Genomic DNA, 20455 nt, shown 5'->3' on the forward strand with positions numbered 1-20455 from the left:
ACCACCAGAGACTTTTGTTTTTGGTGGTTTTTTGTGTGGGAAGAGTTTCTGGTATTTTTGATTTTTGTAATCTCGGATTGAAAATCCTTCTTATTTAGCTTCGACATCGGGAAGATGTCGAATAGCTGAGCTGAAGAGCGATATATAGATTTAATTTTTTCTCGGATGACAGTAATTTTCAAATAGACCACTAACTTTGGATAAATTCGTTCGAGACCTCGATATTCAACCATTAAAGCTGTTTAAATTAAAAGTTTATGAAAAAACTTTGTTTGCTACTCCTGTTTTTAGCGTTTCAAGGCATAGGTTTCTCTCAATCTGTTAAATTCATTTCTTCGTTAGACCCATCCAAGACGGCTTATGCTATGCGGATGGTCGAAAAAACGCTGAGTAAGAAAGGAAATGCCTTGCAAAATTCTTCTTCAAAGTTTACGATTGAGTTTAAAATAGATGCTGCCAAATATGAACCTGAATCCTTTGGTATTTTAACTGATAAAACCACCATTAGCATTATTGGCGGCGATACCCGAGGCTTAATTTACGGGTCACTTGCCATCTGCGAAAATATCAAAAATGGTGCTGGATTAGATAAAATTAAGGCTTTTGAGGAAAAAGCAAAATACCCCTATCGTACTATAAAATTTGATTTGCCCTATGATACCTATCGCCATAGTTATGCCCTAGACTTACATCAGGAGACCTGCAAAGACATCAAATATTGGGAAGCTTTCTTGGATATGATGGCTGAAAATCGCTTCAATATCCTAAGCCTTTGGAACTTGCACCCCTATGTCTATATGATTCGGGCCAAAAACTTTCCAGAAGCTTCACCTTTTTCTGATGCCGAAATGAAAGAATGGCAAACACTTTTTCACGGCATTTTGCGAATGGCCAAGGAACGAGAAATAGAAACATATTTAGTGCCTTTTAATATTTTTGTGAGTCCAGAATTTTCCAAAGCCCACAATGTGGCCATGGATAACCTCGATCACCACTTCTTTGTGAGAGGCGATACTTCGAGCATCATTAAAAAATACACCCGCGAAAGCGTAGCCCAAGTATTACAAGAATATCCCGAACTTACAGGATTTGGCCTTACTTTGGGCGAGGGTATGGCTGGCATGACTCCCCAGCAACGTGAAGATTGGATGAAGGAAACCATCATTGAAGGCATGAAAATGTCGGGTAGAAAGTCTAAGTTGATTCACCGCATACCGTTTTCTAGTAATGTAGGCTCATTGGGACCCACTAGCATCGAAACCGAAAGGCTAACCCGCAGAGCCATCGACGAAGAAGGCACAATGGATTTTATCGAAAAACCAATTTGGGCCGATTTTAAATACAATTGGTCGCATGCCCACTCTACGCCTACACTTGTAAAAGTGCATGGAGGTAAACTTTTCGACACCTATTTTGTGCCTAAGCCGCAGACCTACAAAGTAACTTGGACAGCTCGAAACGAAGATTTTTTCTGTCTCAGATGGGGTGTGCCCGATTTTATCAGAAGCCACATCAAAGAAAATAGTCAGGAATATGTGGGTGGCTATACCATTGGTTCTGAAACTTATATTCCTGCCAAAGATTACTTCACAAAATCTGATATAAAAGTGGATTGGAAATACGCTTTCGAGCGTCAATGGCTGTTTTATAAATTATGGGGTAGATTGCTCTATAACCCAGAAACGCCTGATGTGATATTTCAAGCTGAATTTACTCATAGATATGGAAAGGATGGCGAAAACTTACTTGCTGCCAGTTCGTTAGCTGGTAAAACACCACTCAGACTGGCTTCGTCTTTTGATTTTACTTGGGATTTTAGCTTGTACAGCGAAGGTTTTTTGTCCTTAAAAGACAAAACAGTCAGCTATATTGATATTATCCGACAAATTGAACAAGCTGTTACGGAACCAACTTATGTTTCTATTGCCGATTATGTCAAAATAAAAACCAAAGGCGGAAGTTTTGAAACAGGAAAAACAACCCCACCGATGTTGGCCGAAATGCTTGAAAATGATTGTAAAAAAGCACTGGACCTAGTAAAAAACATCAACACCAAAAATAATAACGCCCTGATGTACGAAGTGGCGGATGTACGCACATGGGCGTATTTGGGCTTATATTATGCTGCAAAAATTAAAGGTGGAATAGACTTACAAACATACCGAACCACGGGAAATTTGCAAAACAAACAACAGGCAATCAAGCATTTGGAAACAGCACTCAAATTTTGGGATGAAGTAATCGCCATCACCAAACCTATCTATAACGATATGCCGCTGGTGCATTTTACCGAGCAAGCAGGCAACACCAAAGAACAAAACGAAGCACTTCGTTTCCATTGGCACATTTTACGGCCTGCCGTGGCAAACGACGTCGAAATTGCAAGAAAAACTGTTTTTGAAAACTAAATCGGGATAATCTTATTTCTTAGAGCTTTTTAAGGCAGGTAAGGAACTTGAGCTTTGGGAGGTTTTTTGTGTGGGAAAAATTAATTAAATTAGGCGTTTTATAATGTCAGATTTAAAAATGCTTCATAACCATCTTCAAAATCGGGAAGCTTGTGTAGGACAAATAAAAAATATGAAGAATAAAGAATCAATTTGGAATAACAGATTAAAGTTAATTATTTAAATGGGTAAGTCCAACGACAACAGAAGACATTTTATTTCAAAAGTTAATAAAGGAAAGGTTAGTAGACACGATTTTAAAGGAAACATAAGATATTCTTGTGATATTGATCAGAGAATTTATATACTTAATAAACTGAGTGAAAATTATTGGAATCTTGCTTACAATAATCCACTACCAAAAACTGAGAGTTTAATAGCGAGTGAAGAAACCTTTTTTTCCCAAAGCACAAGTTTAATTGAGGAAATAAAATGGTTTTTTGAGGTATTTAAGCATTATAATTATCATTTGAACCTCTTTACAGAAGTTAACAGAACTATTGAAACTGGTATACTTCTTGGAAATACATCAAATGTGGACTTATGCACAGAGAAAATTGAAAAGGAGATAAGTAGCTCATTATACTTATTGATAATTGAAATGTACTTAAATGAACAAGAGAATAATAGAAAGGCTAATGAAGAAATAATAAATGAATTATCCATAAATGGAAAGTCTACAAAACTACCATTAATCGCGGAATTTGCTAAACTTCGGATGGAGAAAGACTTACCTCCATGGCAGTACGATTCAACCGTCGAACACCATATGTCAATGTATCCAAATGATGCCAAATATCTTTCTGAGTATATTGTTTTAAAATTTGAGCCATTTAATTTTGATTTTGCTTTTGAGAATAAAGAATTTATCGTCAATTTCGAGTCGGATTTTTCTGTTATTGATAGACTAAATTCAATACAAACAATATTACCTTTAATACTGCATACACTAAATATTGATGAAGTAAACGAATTGGAGCTAGAAATAAAACAAATGTCCTTAACTAGCAAAGATTTGTATTGGGATAGATTATTATGTTTGCTTAACCCAAAGCACCTTAATAACTTAATGCTTAGTCCATACCAAAAAAATCATGATAAAGTGGCCGACCTCTTTTTTGAAGGGGAGTATTTAAGAGTAGCAGAACTCGCTGCCACTGCTTTACATATTAATCCTGAAATTCAGGAGCTACATTCTTATTTTGTAAAATCAATAATATTTATAGGAAAAGAAGTCTCGGAATATTTTAATGAAGATAATGTTCTAACTCAAATCCTAAAGTTAATGAGATCCATGCTCTTAAAAGATGAAAAATATACTGCTAACAGGGAAAAATTGATTGCAGAGTATTATAATAATAGTTTTTTTAATTTTTCAAGTTGCTTACTTCAAGATTTATATACAGATCTTCAGTTTGAAATGCCGGGAACTATTATTACAAAAGTTTTTCTAACTAGTAATGTAATTTCACATCGTTCAATACAAGCCTTTGAAGAAAATAGTTATTTAGAGCTTCCAATTGTCAATCAATCTAATTGGGATAAATTTGTAAGACGATCATTAAGAAATGAAAGTTTAATATTGGATTATGCTAAATTCTACCAAATTGAACTTTTTGCTATTTCAAAAATCAAAAATAGAAATTTTGAATCTGCTTTAAAATGTTTAAATGAATTCCAATTACATAATAAATATTCAGAAATGCCTGAATTTGTTAAAACATGGTTTACTAAAAGTAAAATCAAATGTTTGTACGAATTAAAACTAATTGGTGAAACTGTTAATTTAATAATAGAAGAATACTTCCGATCTAATATTTTATACGACCATTATTATTTTCAGGATTTAATGGATGAGTTAATTGAAAACGATGAATCTCCAATATATGGAGAGATATCAATTCCTATATTCTTTCAAATTACAAAGCAGTCTAGATCTTTGTGTTATGATTCTATTGCAAACTTTCTTATTCAAAATGAGCTGCGTCGTCCATCAGAATTAAATGAAAAAAAGTTGGATTTCGATATTAAGGCGGTAACTTTCTTTTTGGAGAAATGTTGTATCAAGAGCCATATTGAAGATTCTCCCTATATAAACTCGATTGACGCCCTTTCTTCTGAAAGGATTTCTATATTAAATTGCTTGAAAAAGACGAACCCTGAAAAACTAAAAAAATATAATGAAGAAATTTTAAATATTACAAAAGAAGATACTATACGTAAAGGGGTAAAACACATTCATGAAAGTAGAATTTATGTTGATACAGATAGCTTGTTCAAAATTCTTAATGCTGACATAACCGAAGTGTTTGATCGCTACCTTTCACTTGATAACAAGAGATATTCAGCCCTTTCTGCTTTGACCTTAGATGAAGTTTTTAATCCAAATAGAGTTAATTCAATGTTCTATTGTCTAGAACCAGTTGAACCAAACCTTTTACAATTTTATTCATTAGGCGAGCCGTTTAATGATCCTAATATTGTACGGGTTCCAATAATTAGATACACCCATTTCGTTTTGTTGTTTGAAGAAATTAAAAATGAATTCATTTTTAATGAAGATTTCGGATTCAAAAGCTTTCTAAGTATGAGAATTAGGCACGGTACCTTTCAAAATGTTTTAAGAAATGTTTTTGATAAATATAATTTAATTGGTTCCAAAGAGTTAAGCGGTGATGAATATAAGGAAATTAATTATTGGAAAGAAGGTAATAGAATTCCAAAAATGTTCGAAAATCGATTACAAGAGTTATTGAAAATTAGTTCTAGATCCATTGACGACTTAATTGACTTAGCTAGAAGTTGGATTAAAATATATGAACAAGAAGAGGATAAGAATGCAATGTTTGATTTCTCATTCTCGGATTTTGAAATGAGAGCTATTTTTATAAATAGAGTTGGACGTATTAACAACTCACAGGATTTTATTCAAGAAGTGTTTAGTATTCTTTTCGATAGAATGGATAAGCAGTTAAATGCTATTAGACAGAGAATTGACTCTGAATTATCATCCAAATTCGTTGATATTATTGAACAAATGGAAACTGATGTAGCATCCATTTATGGCAATAATAATAAAACTTCTCAAGTAGAAGAACAAATTTTAGCCTGTAAAACTGAAATCCAAAAGGTTACTAATCAAGTCCAACAATGGTTTAAAATGTCACAAAATCAATATGTTGATGAATTTCCTATTGAGATGATTTTGGAAGCAAGTATAGATTATACAAACAGTATTAATGGTAATATTTTAAATATAGCGAAAGTAGAGAGAAATATCAAATGCAATTCTAAATACAAGGGTAAATATTTTGAAGGATTTGGAGATATGCTTATCAATATTTTTGATAATATCATAAAAAACAATAAGGATTTATATGAAAAATTGGATATTAAAATAATGGTAAATTCCGAAAACGGGTTAACAAAAATTATTGTTTCTAATAATATATCTCCAAATATTGATGTTGAAGAATTGAAAATTAAAATTCAAGATATAAAAAGAAAAGTTAGTAATTATAGAGATGGAAATATGGCAAATAGCTTTGAAGGAGACTCGGGGTATCTTAAAATTTGTAGGTGTATATCAGCAGATTTAGAGCAAGGGAATTATGAAGTTAATGTTGAATATTCAAATAATAAATACGAAGTTCAAATAACAATCGAAAATAAAAATCTAATAATATGAAAGGTTTATTAATTGAAGATGATCCCAACAAGGCAAAGAAAGTATTGAATTTTCTTAGTGAGAATTTTAAGGATATTGAAATGAATCACAAGATTTCTTATCAGAGTGGTTTGCAAGAAATTTTCGAAAATGAATTCGACTTTATCCTACTTGATATGAGTTTACCAACTTATGACCAAAACTCAAGTAGCTCTTCTGGCAAGCCCAGAAACTTTGGTGGAAGAGATATTCTAAAAGAAATGAAGAGGTATAAAAAGCATTCTAAGGTAATTGTTGTGACTCAGTATAACGAATTTGATGGTGGATCTATTTCAATAAATGAGCTTGATTCACAACTTAAAACCAAATTTGATGACATTTATAAAGGATATGTAATTTATAAATCTCAAAGAACTGAGGAGTGGCAAAATGAGTTGAGTATATTTTTAAAATCATTTATTTAGGATGTTAAATATTTTTATTGTAGATGATTCAGAGGAAAAGGTAATTAGAATTGAGAAAGTTATTAAGGAATCTTTCTTACCTCAGTCTATACAAATAACCATTGCAAGAAGTACATCGCAAGCAATGGGTGTTTTACTAAGTCGTAATATAATTGACCTTATGATCCTTGATCTGAATTTACCAGTTAGGCCAGGAGAAGGCATAAAAGATAAATCGGGATTAAATCTCTTAAAAGAAATTACAAGAAGAAATGATATTTCACAACCTGACTCTATTATAGGGTTAACTTCATTCGATGATATAAAATCCCAAGTAAATGAAAGATTCAATATTGAAGGTTGGGTTGTGGCAAAATTTAATTTGAAAGAATCAGATTGGGAAGAATTAATCAAGAACAAGATAGCTTATTTAATGACAAAAAAAATGGATAAAAAACTAAGTAGAACTACCCCACTAGTTGTCATTTTAACAGCAATTAAGGAAGAATATAGAGCTGTTAAAGCACACCTTATAAACCTAAAGGACAATGATTTAGATGACACAAGTTATGAAATAGGTGATTTTTACTGGAATGATGGACTTGTAGCTAATGTTGTTATAAGAGAGTGCGGTGCAAAAAATTCGATTGCAGCTATGGAAACTGAAAGAGCGATTCAAAATTATTCACCTGATTTAATAATTTTTGTTGGCATTGCAGGCTCGAGAAAAGGAAATGATTTCAAAATTGGTGATGTTGTTATACCCGAGAAAATTTATTCATATGAAGCTGGGAAATCAGATAAGGAAATGTTTTCTGCTAGGCCTGATAGCGGTTTTTTAACTTATGCATTTATTGAAAAAGCCAAAAAGGAAAGACTTAAAGATGAATGGAAATCAATGATTAAAGGTACATATAAAGATTATTGCCCGAATGCTGATTTGGGAATTATAGCTTCAGGGGATCAGTTGGTTGAGCATTACGACTCAAGTGTTGGTACAATACTTACTAAATATTATAATGACACATCTGCTATTGAAATGGAAGGTTTCGGTTTTAGTAAAACCTTATCTAAGCAAGGTCGAAATCAAAGTTCTTTGATTTCTGGTTTAGTACGTGGTATTTCGGATATAATCGAAAGGGATGATAGTCAATCGATTAACCAAGATAAAAGACCTTACGATGCAAAGGAGTTGGCTTCAGATGCTGCTTCTGCATTTGCATATTGGATGATTTATAAATTTTATGGAGTTTAGTAATAATTTAGGGATTACAGCTATACCATGGATATTTCCTCGGTTCGGGCGAAAAAGTGGGTTTTCCCAATAGAAAACAACTGCTGGATAAAGAATATTTTCTTTATCTCGTCCCTTATGGACAATAGTCTTCATTTAGAGGACTTTTGACTTTATGTTGTACATGTCGAACATCTAAGTTTTTTCGGAGTTTCGTGTTAAAGAGATTTTAGGATAACAGTTTTTTATTCACATAGTTTATAATTTATTATTAATAAAATGAAACATTTATTTTTTGGTTTAATTTTTTTTGGCTTTCAGTCATTTGGGCAAGATACTCTTACTTACGATGATATTTTAAGCAATAAATATAAAAAGTTGAAAAATTATTCAGAATTTACTTTTTATAGAGGCGAGGGCGGCTTTGTCTTTAAAAAGGGAGATAAATTAAAAGTTCTGACTCCTGAGAACCCGAATAATATTACCCAGGATTTATTTGGGAGTAAACTTTATGGAAATTTTACCTATTTAATTAAACAAAAGGGTCTTGTATTGACAGTACCAAAGACCTTTTCTGGTGAAGAAATAACAATTGATAATATTTATATTTTCAATTTACCAATTTTAAAGAAAATCCCTGTTGAGGTATACTTTGAATGCAAGTTAAATAGAACTATAGATGGGCTTAAAACTATTCACGTTTCTAACATAGATAAGGCCATAAGCCAAAAAGAGGTAGAGATTGTTGGTGTTATGACCCGAGAGAAGGCACTTGAAATATTGAAAAAACAAAAAGAATTACTTGACTTACAACTTATTTCTCAGGAAGAATTTGATAAAAAAAAGGTAGAATTGGGTAAATTTATTTTAGGCACGAATGATTGATTAATATAATTTTCGGCCAGTACAGTAGATACTACTTTTTCCTTGTCGAAATTTTCACTCTATCAATTGTACCCCAATTTAAGAATTTGCAACAAATGATAAAGTATTATTTTTAATTTAATGAGCAAGGAACTAACATTTAGAAGAGCTAGCCAAGACGACTTAATAGATATTGTAAGGATGTTGTCTGACGATACTTTGGGTGCTGAGAGGGAGAATTTTTCAGAGATTCTTTCTGATAATTATTTGAAGGCCTTTGAGATTATCAATTCAGACCAAAACCAAGAATTAACCATTGTAGAAATGAATGGTGAAAAAGTGGCAACTTTCCACTTGACTTTTATACAGTATCTAACCCACCACGGTGGACTTAGGGCTCAGATTGAGGCTGTCAGAACAAATTCAAAGTATCGAGGACAGGGCATCGGAAGAAAAGTATTTGAGTATGCCATCAAGAGAGCGAAAGAGAAGGGTTGTATCTTATTGCAGCTTACAAGCGACAAAAAAAGACCTGATGCTTTGCGGTTTTACGAAACTATTGGTTTTGTAGCAACACACGAAGGAATGAAACTAAAGTTTTAAACTTATTTTAGGACTAGACAACCATTTAGACCTGAAACCAGATTCTATTTACCCCGAACTTGTAAAAGGAAATCCTTATAAGGTGATCAAATTTTCGTTTCTACATATCGGTAATTATCGAAATGTTGGTATATTTACGGCATGGATATTCAAAAAATCACTGCGGCATTAGCCAATAAGACCCGATATCAAATATTACAGTGGTTGTTGCAACCAGAGGAACATTTCAGTCCTCACGTAGAAGTAGAAGGTTTTGGAATGGGCGTCTGTGTTGGAAAAATCCATGATAAAACGGGTCTTTCTCAATCAACCACCTCACATTATTTATCTATACTTCAAAATGTCGACTTGGTAATTCCAACCAGAATCGGGAAATGGACCTATTATAAATCAAATACGCTACTTCTAAAAGAATATTTGGAAACATTAAAATCTCAATTGGCCGATGTTTAACCTTGAACAAATTAGAAAGGATACACTACACTGTGAAGACAAGATATTTCTGTCGAGTGCGGGCTGTTCGCTACCACCAAAGTCTATGTTTGAAAAAATGCATGCCTACAATAAGCTCGAAGAAGAGTTTGGGGGATATCCAATTGAAGCATTAAAATCGGAGGACAGAAATAGGTTTTATAAGGAGGCAGCGAGGTTGATCAATTGTAGACCCGACAATATTTCGTTTCAATATTCAGCCACAGAGGGGTTTAGCCGTGCTTTATCTGCAATTCCTTTTTGCCCAGGAGATGTAATTTTGACTACAGACGACGATTATATCTCGAATTTTATAGCTTTTATTTCACTGAAAAAACGCTTTGGAATTGAAATAATTCGAACCGAAAATACTGAATTTGGTGAACTTGATATTTTAGATTTTGAACAGAAAATTATTGCGTATAAACCAAAATTAGTAGCCATTACGCAAGTACCAACAAATTCAGGATTGGTTCAGCCGGTGACGGAAGTCGGAAAACTTTGTAAAAAATACGATATTTTGTATTTATTAGACGCTTGTCAAGCCGTAGGGCAAATGGTGGTTGATGTTCAAGAAATTGCATGTGATTTTTTAAATGCCACTGGCCGTAAGTTTTTGCGAGGTCCAAGAACCTCTGGTTTTTTGTACGTTTCTGATAAAGCACTGAATTTAGGCCTTGAGCCTTTGTTTATTGATCGAAGAGGTGCCGATTGGGTTGAAGCCGAAAACTATGTATCGATTAATTCAGCCCTGCGTTTCGAACCCAAAGAAGTGGGTGTTGAAATCATTGGTCTTGCGGAATCATTGGCATATACCAATCGTATTGGGATTGATAATATTGAAGAATATAATAAAACCTTGGGAGAGAGGCTGAGGTCAAACTTATCTCAAATAAACGACTTGGTTTTGCTAGATAGGGGTTTGGTTCAATCAAATATCATAACATTTTATATTAAGAATAAAACTTTAGAGCAGGTTGAGGCACATCTGAAAGCCAATAAGGTATATTATTCGCCAAGCTTAAAAAGCTACGCTATTATTGACTTTACTAAAAAAGGAGTAGACTGGGCGATTCGCTTTTCTCCGAACTATTTCAACACCATCGAAGAGATGGACGCAGTTTCGGAAATAGTAAACCAATTAGTTTTGATGTCTTGAAATGCCTTAGGTCAATCGATTAATTCTTCCCAGATTTCGAGCTATCGTAAGGTATTTCATTTGCTAATCTAATATACTTATTATACGCTCGGAAAACATCCGAAGTATTAAGAGAAATTCCTTTATATTGTACTTTTAAACTGTGTTGCAGCTGAGTCTAAAATTGACATTTAGGGGATATTTTTCCAAAATTTAATATGAACAGAGAGCATATTTTGAGTTTGCGTTTGTTTAATCAAGGTCTGGCAGGCGGTGGTTTTGTGGAGGTCGCTGATGTGGTCGCTCATTTTGGTGCCATGCAAGCCCAAGACTACGGTATGGCACTTTGGGCCGTGGGTTTACGAACCCACAACGCCATCAGAAGCCAAATAGAAGCCCTTGTAAATGCCGGCACAATCATCAGGACGCATATTTTGCGACCTACATGGCATTTTGTGCATCAGAAAGACATCCGCTGGATGATGGAACTTTCGGCCCCAAGCGTAAAGAAAGCCACCCAATATATCGACAAAAAAGAAGGTCTTACCAACGAGGTGTTTCTTAAAACCTGGACAATCCTAGAGCAAGAATACATAGAACACCCCGAACTCACCAAGGAAGAAATAATGTTTTGCCTCCTGAAGCGTGGGATGGAAGTGAGCAATTTGTTGGCGACGCAAATCATCATCAGAGCTGAATTGGAAATGCTTTTGTGCAACGGAACAAAAAAAGGAAGCTACGCACTTTTTGAGAAAAGGGTGCCACCAAGCCCTAAAGTATCTAAATCAGAGGCTATCGTCAATTTGGCCCAACTATATTTTCAATCCAGAGGCCCGGCCACCGCTAAAGACTTTGCATGGTGGAGCGGCCTGAGCATGAGCGAAGCAAACCTTGGTATTGCCGAGTTAGGGGATAAACTACGGGCTACCACCAATGAGAACCTAAAATATTATTTTTTTGAAACCGATATTTCTATACCAAACTACAAGATATCGGCATTACTTCCATGTTATGATGAATACACGGTAGGTTATTCAGAAGGTAGAAGTCTGGCTTTGCCAAAAGGTGTAGACAGTTCGGAAACTGGAAATGGTATTTTTAAACCAATCGTAGTATCTGAAAATGAGATAGTTGGTACATGGCGAAAGACCAAGAAGTACCCTTTTGTAGAAATGCAGGGTTTTAGCAATTCTCCAAACCTCCAATTAAACCACCTCGAAGTCTGGAAGAGGAGGTTTGGGGTGTTTGGTGCTTTATGAATTACTTTTAATTGAATTTAACAGTGTAAAATTAAATACTTGTGAGCAACGAGCTCCACGAAGAATATTTCCTTCGTTCGGGCGAAAAGCGGGTTTTACATGCCGAAAACACCAGCTGTATAAAGAATATTTTTCGTTTTTCCTGTCTATAGAGAGCCTACCTTTAGCGGATCTTTGATTTTATGGGCGAGTCCGAACGCCTAAGGAGAGCCTCTACGGAGACTCTGCTTAGTCGTAAAAACAAATTTTCAAATCAATAATTTCAACATCCTCCAGCCCTAGGAAGAGCATAAATGGTTTTTCCTGATACATAAAGATTAAATACTTTGTCGTCTATGGCAGGGGAGATGAGTGTCCAGCTTTTTCCCTTGTCAGCAGAACGATAAATGCCCTTCGGGTGACCGCAAAAGAGGTAATTGTCCAGCTGCAAAACATTGGCGACTAAATCATGAGGTGGAAGTCCAGCATCTATGGCTTGCCACGTTTTCCCTGCATCGTAGCTCGTTCTTACTCTCCGAGTTTTAGAGGTTGTGTTATAGCTAATGGCCGCAAATCCTCCGTTTATAATTGCCACGTCAATGCCCACACCACCTTCGCTGATAACGGTTTTCCATGTTTGGCCATCATCTGTAGAGCGTATAATGCCTTTTTGACTTGTAGCTACCAACACACCCTGAGCCTCCACCATCTTAATTGACCAGCCTTCAAGTACATGTTTCCACGTTTTTCCACTATCTGTTGATCGGAACAAGCCGCTGTCAGAGCCTATGAGAAAAGTATTATTTTGTGTCTCGAAAATGGTTCTCAGCGTGCTTCGATCAAAATTGGTAAATATAGGTGACCAAGTATTTGTTTTAGAATCAAATTTTGAAATTTTTCCGCCATAAGTAACGGCATACATACCGGACTTACAAACAGACACATTGCCCAATTTGTCTATTGCATACTCTTTTTTCCAGCCGGGAGCCATCACATTTGTATTTCGATGATACATCTCTTTTTCGGAATAGTAAAAAAGCCCATTCTGGTTTACAAAAAGTTCAGTGTTCTCCAGATTTCTGGGCAGGCCATTACTGATGTCTTGCCAGGACTTTCCATAATCTATCGACTGAAATACAACGTTTTTTACTTCAGCGGCATTGATTTTTAGGAACACTGGATCTTCTCTAGAGAAATCCATTCCCCAAAACAGAAAAACGAAGCTTTGAAAAATGACTAAAACAGATACTTTGTAAACATTCATTGCAAAATTGTTTTGTGAAATACTGTCGTAAAAGTATGTCTATTAAATTTGCGGTATGGGTTTTTTGTGTAAAAATATGTAAAGCGATTGTAAAAATGTATTTATATCTTCATCTACAATTATTCCATACATATCAACATTTGAATGCCGAACTTTTAATCAACCTTATTTAAAAGGTATTTGTCTTATAATCAGGAATTAAATACATAAACTCTACACTTTTAGAGCTTTCTGAGTTCAAGCTCTGAATTTTTTGTGCCTATTGAGGAATAGTTTTACACAATTTGCAAAAGAAAACACCAAATTGAAGGGCTTAGCTATGATGACCTTTCCTGGAGATTCTTTTCGCATGATGAATACCTCTATTTGACAATCAAGAATTGGCTAAACCTTTAATAACTGATTTGGCATTGATTAAGGTATCAACACCTCAAATTTGGGTTTATTCGGATTCGTAATACTTTATTGGAAGTTTGCCGCATTTCCTTTCAAGACATAAATAATTGATGTCTAAACTTCTTACTTCACTGGCAGCGGAGCACCTACTGCTACAGCACAATCGTGTCCTGGTTGGCCATGAGCAGGGTTTATTTTTGCATTTGCATTAAAATTTGGTGCTGAGGCTACAACTGGAGCAGCGGTAGGTGTTGTTTCCACGGGTACACTCGCTGGGGTTGCTTTAGCCGGTGCTGGCACAGATGCGGCAGTTTTTTTCAACGGTGCACCTACGGCCACAGAGCAGTCATGCCCAGGCTGACCGTGAGCTGGATTTAGGCGAGCTGTGCTTGCTGCAGTATTAACTGGGGCTTTGGCGGCAGTGCTGATAGGTGTACTTGCAGAGGCTAATGGAGCACTCGAAGTAGCCAATGGTCCTGAAAGATTGAGTGATGTTGGAGCTGGTATGGTAGCAGAAATCGGAGGAGTAGACTCTGGAATGGAGGACAATGGAGGTAAATCAGAAGCTTCATTTGCAACTGGAACAGGAGCAGGGCTTTCTATTAAAGCGGTTTGCTCCGTTGTATTGGCAGAATCACAGGCTATCAATCCCAAAAACATAAAACCCAATGCCACGATCGTACTTTTTTGATTTTTCATAAATTTTAATTTGTTATCCTAAACTCTCCCATACAATAATATGGCCAAATTTTGTAATTGGCAAAAAATGAACGCACTAAATGTGCTTGAACTCAAAATTCTGATGACAATCTAAACCTTTAGGCACTTTATTTGTCCAAGATATTTATAAATACCAAAGCATGAAAATTGTGAAGCACCAAATCCTTACATTGCTGAGCCTAATGCTCATTTTGGCCTGTGATCCACCTGCAGATTCGCCCCAAGCTACTGATCCTACTTCGATGTATTTTCCATCCAATAATAATTCTGCATGGGAAACAATACCGATGACGTCACTGGGGTGGAATGAAGAAGCCGTGAAACCTCTGAAAGACTTTTTGATTCAGAAAAACTCAAAGTCTTTTATGATTTTGGTCAATGGTCGCGTTGTGTTGGAAGAGTATTTTGACGGACATACTTCAACTACTACTTGGGCGTGGAACAGTGCTGGCAAAACTTTGGTATCGGCCACCACAGGTATTGCTCAACAAGAGGGTTTGCTCAATATCAATGATAAGGTATCGCAGTATATTGGAACTGGCTGGACCAGCGAAATTTTAGAAAAAGAGAACCTCATCAGCAGCCGAAACCTGCTGACCATGACTTCTGGGCTGGATGATGAAAAGCAACTCGTTACAAAATCGAACCTGACCCATGTGGCCGATGCAGGCAAACGTTGGGCTTACGGGAATGTTTTTCAAAAACTGATGGATGTAGTGGCTGCTGCCAGCAACAAAAGCTTTGAGAATTACTTCAATGGCAAAATCAAAGATAAGATTGGAATGGACGGCTCTTGGAATATGGGGCTTATATTTAAGCTTTATCATAGTAATACCCGCAGTATGGCGAGATTTGGTCTGCTGGCACTCAACAAAGGAAAATGGAAAGAAGAACAAATACTGAATAGGACGTTTTTTGAAGAAAGTATAAATTCTTCACAAAGTATCAATCCATCGTATGGCTATTTGTGGTGGTTAAATGGTAAATCCAGTTTCATGGTGCCCAGTTCTCAAACGGTGTTTCCAGGTATGTTAGTTCCTAATGCCCCTGCAGATATGTATGCGGCTATGGGTGCCGAAGACCAGCGTATTTATGTAATTCCGAGCAAAAACATGGTGGTAGTTAGAATGGGCGACGCCTCAGATAAAGCAAATCCAAATTTTGCAGTTTCAGGCTTCGATAAAGCCCTTTGGGAGAAAATCAATGCAGTAATAAAGTGAGGCTTCGAGTTGGTTTTTGAAATAATATGGTGCTGTACAAGAAAACCTATTTTAACCCACATAAATTTTAGAGCTATTTGACTCTGAACTTTGTTTTGCCAAAAGAATTCTATTATTTTTAATTCAGATATCTAACACAAAGCAAAATTAATATACCAATGACACACTTAATTTGGGGTTTACTTAATTTTAGTCTCCTTATATATTTTCTAATAATCTGTTTCAAATTAGTCAAAGTTGCAAGAAACCATATTGGAGGTTTTGCTACAATTGTTTTTGTATTTGGACTTTTGTCTTTTGTAGGTGGCCCTAAATCTGATAGTAATGCCGTCAAAGTTAATCAAACTAAAACGTTTAAGTTTGCTTTAAAAGATAGTATAGAGTTGAATTCAGGCAAGTTTTCTCATGTTATTTTAGAAAATAACTGGGTAACAAAATACGATTTATTCCTTAATTCAGGCAAGGGAAGTACTTCACAAAAAAACACTCCCATAAGTGCATATTCTGGAACGACGGGTTTGGTGATGGGTACAATTTGGAAGCCAATAAATATCAACGTTTTAAAGACCAACGACAATAACAAATTTAAATATGTTGTTTATGGAGTCGTAGATTGGAAATTACTTGGAGCTACACTTTATACGCAAGCTAAAGTTTATGAGGGAACTGTAGCATTGAAATAAGTTCTCTACCAAATTTCAATTTTCAAGGAATTAGACTTAGATTGTTTTTTTTTAACCAATTCATGAAAATCAAATCTCTTTTAATTGTTGCTTTTACAGCTATTTTCTTCTCTTCATTTGCCCAAGACCCAAAAGAGGGATATGCGATCGGCAAGAAAATCCTTAATTTAATAAATCAAAATAAAGCCACTGAGTTGGCTGAAATGGTCAATTATCCGCTTCAAAGGCTGAGCCCAGTACCAGATATTAAAAACGAAAAGGAATTTGTGGCTTATTTTCCCATACTTTTTGATGCGAAGTTTAAAAAACTGATTCCAAAGTTTTCTCAAAAAGAGGTAATGGCCAGAAATGGTATGTTCGGTATGGTGGGTGAGGTATTTAATGGAGAAATATGGTATGATGAATCAGGGATTTATACTGTAAATTACAATTCTGACAAAGAAATGGCTCTTGAAAAAGCATTGAACGATAAAACAAAAACTATTATTCATCCTTCTTTAAGAGACTTTGAAACTAATATTTTAATGCTTAAATCGAAGAATTTGGAGCTTAGGATAGATTATACCAAAGATGGAAAATGTCGTTATGCTTCTTGGAGTAAAGGGAAAGCCATAAGCCAAAAGCCAGATTTGATCCTGGTTGGTGCCCAAGAAATTAGCGATGGGCATCCTCCATATCCTTTCTACGTTTTTAAGAATAAAAACTGGAAATATACCGTCACAGAAGAATTTGAATGCGAAGACTGCGACATGTTGGACAGAATGCTGATTTTAGAAGAAAATGGTGTGCAGAAAAGTAGAATTTTGATGAGAATATCTAAGTGAAACAAGGGTTATGAATTTCTTTATAAGCACTAATGGTATCAGACGTATTTATTAAGATTTACATTCCCAAAAACATTGAAAAATTCATTAGTTCTCCATTGATTTTAATTTATAACCCAAAACAGAATAAATATTATAGCTCTGTCTTTATGGTACGTTTCCATAAATGTTAGCCTTGCAGCCCCCAATTTTGGCACTGAAAACAGTATTTGTGCCGGTACTAAAGCCCGGAAGCAGTTCAATGTTTTTTCCCGCAAAAAGTTTTTGATTAATTCCTGTTGCAATTCCTGATGACATTTTTATCAAATCTAAAGCTTCGTAGGTATTATTGGTTGCTTGAGGGCTATCCAATATAAACTGATTGGGGCAAATTTTGAACACATGGATTTCATATTTAAATTGTATACTGGAGGTTCTCAAAAAAAGATTTTCGCCGTGTTGCAAAATAACAGAATAATTAGAGCCTGCAGTACCAAATATAATATCAGAGACCAATCTCATTGAAGCACTGTCTGACTCTATTTTATAAGGTTCGCCACCAAGATTCTGCTCATAGCGATTGAAGTACACTCCTTTATTGGTTCCAAGTATATTAGGACTACTGGCTTTAACAATTTTTTCTGTCCCTGCCGAAGTTAAATCTGATTTATATAAAAAGCTACCTACACCATCGTAGGCTAAAAAGTATAGAAAATCATTGTAAAAGGCAAACTTAGAATTTTGGGCGAAATTCATTGGATTTGAAGAATCCGTTGGATTTATATCCTTGACGATTTCTGTTCCCGCAACCGTTCCATTGCTTTTCCATAGTTCAGAACCATGTGTTTCATCGTAAGCTTGAAAGGCCAGTAACTGATTTTTATAATTGGTAAAATAACTTGGGCACCCTCCGTTTATATCAAAAACTTTTAATTTGGTGGTATTTGCAGCAGCACCATTGGTTTTGTAAAGTGTACAGCCTTCAGAGGAATTATAATGTATAAAATACAAGTCGCTTCCAACAATATTGAATTCTGCACTAAGGTAACTAAAGGCATTATTGCCTGGTATTAAGTCATCTAGGAGGGTTACATTTCCTGCTGTACCATCGCTAGAGAATATTTCCTCTCCTTGCGTTGGATGATAGCCTTTAAAATAGATTTTGTTATTGAACGCAATAAGGTCGCTGATATACCTGTTGTCGTAAGCGTTGCTTCCATCAGGAGAAGTGACAAAAGCCGTTCCCGCTTCTGTTCCATCTGTTTTGTAAATTCTATTTCCGTTTGAAAAATAGATTAATCCGTTCATTACAACAAATTTGGTCAAATAATCAAACCTTGTATTGGTGACATTATATACCTTAGTAGGGGCATTTAGCCCATCATAAACCCACAGATAGTAAGACTCCGCTATATAAAGTTTTGTTCCATCAGAAAATAGTTTGGCGATTTCGGTTGATGTGTTATAAAAATCGTAGTTGGTATTGTAACCCGAATTGTTTTCAAGTGTTGGGTATTTATTTATTTCAAAAGCCAGTTTGGTATTGGTGGTGTCGCCATTGGTTTTCCATACTTCAAGGCCATTTTTTCCATTATCTGCGGCAAAATATAAGGTTGAGCCAACTTGAGCAGTAATGTTAAAGCTTTGCGAGTTATCAGCATTATTAGCCGTTGCTATATCTTTAACCAAACTCATGCTGGTACCATTGGTTTTGTATAACTCATAACCTATGGTTTTGTCATAAGCCGAAAAGAATAATTGTCCTGATGAGGTGGCTATTGGGTAAAAATTAGTGAGATTCAAACCAGGGTTAATTGTTGACATTTTAGAATTTGTCGATACAAACGAAAAAGCATTGACAGAAGACATCCAAGCATCGTATTTTCCATCAGCATCATTTACGACATAGAAAATCAAATCTCCGAGGATTTTTATGTAAGAATAATCACCAGACGTGGTTCCTAATGCGTGGTCTTTTATTAGTACGGTACCATTTATACTACCATCAGAAAACCAAAGTTCAGTTCCATTGTTTTGGTTAGTGGCTAAAAAAACAACATTTCCGTTGCCCACTGGGTAGAATTTTCTTTTATTGGGATCAGTCGGAAATGGGTCACCATTAGCCAACGGATTTATGTCCTTACAACTGTAGGCAAGGTTTGGGTTATCAGATATTTGATAAAGTCTGCATTCATTGTCGGGAGTGGTGGAGGTAAAAAAAAGTTTACCACCCGAAACAGTAAAATCTTTTGCATTTAAAACATTAAAACCTCCTGTATAATAATATACAAAGGTCGGCGGAAGTGCAGGATTATCAATATAAAGCAAGTTTGTAAATGTTTGATTCATAGTGAAATATACCCTGTTCTGGAAAACTGTTAGGTTTTTAGGATATTGATATGAGCCACCCTGCACCGCTACAGTACCAAGTTCAGTTCCATCAGTTGTCCATAAGGAGGGTATATTAGAGGTGTTATAAGCTTCAAAATATCCATTCGATGCTACCGAAACAGGCTTTGGTCCAAAAGAATAAAAAGACGAATTAGCACCAGTATTGATGTCTTTTAGGATAAAAGTACCTGCCGAAGTACCATCAGTTACCCATGGTTCTGTACCATTAATGCCGTCGTTTGCAAAAAACAAAACTTTGTTGGTTAGCTGAGTAAATCCTGTCGGACTTGAGCTGTTAAGTCCACTATTAATGTTTTTTACCATTTGTGTTCCCAATGAAGTACCATCAGTTTTCCATAATTCTGAACCATTTGTGCCATCGTTGGCAGAAAAAAAAGCAACTGATTGGCCTCCGATGTTGGTTACAGTAAGACTGCTGATACTGGGGTCTCCTGAGCCCGGATTTATATCAGCTAAGCGAAAAGTTCCAACTGGCGTTCCATCAGAGACCCAAAGTTCATGGTCGAAGTTTTGTTGAGAAATGGACGCTATAATTAGAACTTTATTTCCGAACGGTGTGACAGCATTTATTCTATTAAAATGAGGTATAGGGCCTGAGGGAACTGTCGCATTTGGTGTGAAAATCTGACTAGTTCCAGCGTTTGTTCCATCCGTTTTCCAGACTCTTACGTTGGATTGAGCCGCCGTACCAGCGGTAAAATATAGGGTTCCGTTCAGGTCCACGCCATATCTAGGGTGCGAGCTTTGATTTGACTCATTTATAGTTAGAAGTTTTGATTGAGCTAAAACAAAATGGCCAGTAAGAATGAGAAAAACGAACTTGAGAAAGGTAGAGTAAATAGTATTCATTTT

At 35.5% G+C, this 20455-nt stretch carries 15 protein-coding genes; 12 read left to right on the forward strand and 3 right to left on the reverse strand.

Annotated features, from left to right (window positions below; translation table 11 throughout):
- Positions 1-257: 257 nt before the first annotated feature.
- From EGI26_RS16780 to EGI26_RS16820, 9 genes are all read left to right on the forward strand, one after another.
- Positions 258-2408, forward strand: coding sequence for a hypothetical protein (locus EGI26_RS16780; protein ID WP_255080209.1), 2151 nt, complete (start codon positions 258-260; stop codon positions 2406-2408).
- Positions 2409-2631: 223 nt separating this feature from the next.
- Positions 2632-6135: a hypothetical protein gene (locus tag EGI26_RS16785; protein ID WP_255080211.1), complete on the forward strand. Its 3504-nt coding sequence runs from the start codon at positions 2632-2634 to the stop codon at positions 6133-6135.
- A complete protein-coding gene (locus tag EGI26_RS16790; protein WP_255080212.1) occupies positions 6132-6578 on the forward strand; it encodes a response regulator in 447 nt (148 codons plus the stop codon). The genes EGI26_RS16785 and EGI26_RS16790 overlap by 4 nt, the downstream gene beginning before the upstream one ends.
- 1 nt (position 6579) lies before the next feature.
- Complete coding sequence (locus EGI26_RS16795; RefSeq protein WP_255080214.1) at positions 6580-7812, forward strand: hypothetical protein; 1233 nt, start codon at positions 6580-6582, stop codon at positions 7810-7812.
- Between the two features lie 258 nt (positions 7813-8070).
- The gene (locus tag EGI26_RS16800) at positions 8071-8676 is read left to right on the forward strand and encodes a hypothetical protein (protein WP_255080216.1); all 606 of its coding nucleotides are present in this window, start codon (positions 8071-8073) and stop codon (positions 8674-8676) included.
- Between the two features lie 120 nt (positions 8677-8796).
- Positions 8797-9258 carry a GNAT family N-acetyltransferase gene (locus EGI26_RS16805; protein WP_255080218.1) on the forward strand — a complete coding sequence of 154 codons (462 nt, stop codon included), beginning with the start codon at positions 8797-8799 and terminating at the stop codon, positions 9256-9258.
- A gap of 141 nt (positions 9259-9399) precedes the next feature.
- Complete coding sequence (locus tag EGI26_RS16810; protein ID WP_255080219.1) at positions 9400-9711, forward strand: helix-turn-helix transcriptional regulator; 312 nt, start codon at positions 9400-9402, stop codon at positions 9709-9711.
- A complete protein-coding gene (locus EGI26_RS16815; RefSeq protein ID WP_255080221.1) occupies positions 9704-10888 on the forward strand; it encodes an aminotransferase class V-fold PLP-dependent enzyme in 1185 nt (394 codons plus the stop codon). The genes EGI26_RS16810 and EGI26_RS16815 overlap by 8 nt, the downstream gene beginning before the upstream one ends.
- Before the next feature lie 197 nt (positions 10889-11085).
- On the forward strand, positions 11086-12126 hold the full coding sequence (locus EGI26_RS16820) for a winged helix DNA-binding domain-containing protein (protein WP_255080222.1): 1041 nt from the start codon (positions 11086-11088) through the stop codon (positions 12124-12126).
- Between the two features lie 262 nt (positions 12127-12388).
- Here EGI26_RS16820 and EGI26_RS16825 read toward each other — a convergent pair whose 3' ends face one another.
- Positions 12389-13369 (reverse strand): exo-alpha-sialidase, encoded by a 981-nt coding sequence (locus EGI26_RS16825; RefSeq protein WP_255080223.1) that lies wholly within the window; start codon positions 13367-13369, stop codon positions 12389-12391.
- 519 nt (positions 13370-13888) lie between these two features.
- Positions 13889-14464 (reverse strand): hypothetical protein, encoded by a 576-nt coding sequence (locus EGI26_RS16830; RefSeq protein ID WP_255080224.1) that lies wholly within the window; start codon positions 14462-14464, stop codon positions 13889-13891.
- Between the two features lie 161 nt (positions 14465-14625).
- Here EGI26_RS16830 and EGI26_RS16835 point away from each other — a divergent pair, with 161 nt between their 5' ends.
- The 3 genes from EGI26_RS16835 to EGI26_RS16845 all read left to right on the forward strand — a co-directional run bounded on the left by EGI26_RS16835 (position 14626) and on the right by EGI26_RS16845 (position 17212).
- Positions 14626-15705: a serine hydrolase gene (locus EGI26_RS16835; protein ID WP_255080225.1), complete on the forward strand. Its 1080-nt coding sequence runs from the start codon at positions 14626-14628 to the stop codon at positions 15703-15705.
- 158 nt (positions 15706-15863) lie between these two features.
- Positions 15864-16388, forward strand: coding sequence for a hypothetical protein (locus EGI26_RS16840; protein WP_255080226.1), 525 nt, complete (start codon positions 15864-15866; stop codon positions 16386-16388).
- Positions 16389-16450: 62 nt separating this feature from the next.
- Positions 16451-17212: a hypothetical protein gene (locus tag EGI26_RS16845; RefSeq protein WP_255080227.1), complete on the forward strand. Its 762-nt coding sequence runs from the start codon at positions 16451-16453 to the stop codon at positions 17210-17212.
- A 147-nt stretch (positions 17213-17359) separates the two neighbouring features.
- On the opposite strand, the gene EGI26_RS16850 is transcribed toward EGI26_RS16845, so the two are convergent.
- Positions 17360-20452, reverse strand: a complete 3093-nt coding sequence (locus EGI26_RS16850) for an ELWxxDGT repeat protein (protein WP_255080228.1) — start codon at positions 20450-20452, stop codon at positions 17360-17362.
- Positions 20453-20455: the final 3 nt, after the last annotated feature.

Origin of the sequence: Lacihabitans sp. CCS-44, from assembly GCF_024343735.1 — a bacterium.
GTDB lineage: Bacteria > Bacteroidota > Bacteroidia > Cytophagales > Spirosomataceae > Leadbetterella.

Bases quoted from the DNA above. Each gene is read 5' to 3' on its own strand.
- EGI26_RS16780 (WP_255080209.1), top strand. From the start codon at position 258: ATGAAAAAACTTTGTTTGCTACTCCTGTTTTTAGCGTTTCAAGGCATA.
- EGI26_RS16785 (WP_255080211.1), top strand. From the start codon at position 2,632: ATGGGTAAGTCCAACGACAACAGAAGACATTTTATTTCAAAAGTTAAT.
- EGI26_RS16790 (WP_255080212.1), top strand. From the start codon at position 6,132: ATGAAAGGTTTATTAATTGAAGATGATCCCAACAAGGCAAAGAAAGTA.
- EGI26_RS16795 (WP_255080214.1), top strand. From the start codon at position 6,580: ATGTTAAATATTTTTATTGTAGATGATTCAGAGGAAAAGGTAATTAGA.
- EGI26_RS16800 (WP_255080216.1), top strand. From the start codon at position 8,071: ATGAAACATTTATTTTTTGGTTTAATTTTTTTTGGCTTTCAGTCATTT.
- EGI26_RS16805 (WP_255080218.1), top strand. From the start codon at position 8,797: ATGAGCAAGGAACTAACATTTAGAAGAGCTAGCCAAGACGACTTAATA.
- EGI26_RS16810 (WP_255080219.1), top strand. From the start codon at position 9,400: ATGGATATTCAAAAAATCACTGCGGCATTAGCCAATAAGACCCGATAT.
- EGI26_RS16815 (WP_255080221.1), top strand. From the start codon at position 9,704: ATGTTTAACCTTGAACAAATTAGAAAGGATACACTACACTGTGAAGAC.
- EGI26_RS16820 (WP_255080222.1), top strand. From the start codon at position 11,086: ATGAACAGAGAGCATATTTTGAGTTTGCGTTTGTTTAATCAAGGTCTG.
- EGI26_RS16825 (WP_255080223.1), bottom strand. From the start codon at position 13,369: ATGAATGTTTACAAAGTATCTGTTTTAGTCATTTTTCAAAGCTTCGTT.
- EGI26_RS16830 (WP_255080224.1), bottom strand. From the start codon at position 14,464: ATGAAAAATCAAAAAAGTACGATCGTGGCATTGGGTTTTATGTTTTTG.
- EGI26_RS16835 (WP_255080225.1), top strand. From the start codon at position 14,626: ATGAAAATTGTGAAGCACCAAATCCTTACATTGCTGAGCCTAATGCTC.
- EGI26_RS16840 (WP_255080226.1), top strand. From the start codon at position 15,864: ATGACACACTTAATTTGGGGTTTACTTAATTTTAGTCTCCTTATATAT.
- EGI26_RS16845 (WP_255080227.1), top strand. From the start codon at position 16,451: ATGAAAATCAAATCTCTTTTAATTGTTGCTTTTACAGCTATTTTCTTC.
- EGI26_RS16850 (WP_255080228.1), bottom strand. From the start codon at position 20,452: ATGAATACTATTTACTCTACCTTTCTCAAGTTCGTTTTTCTCATTCTT.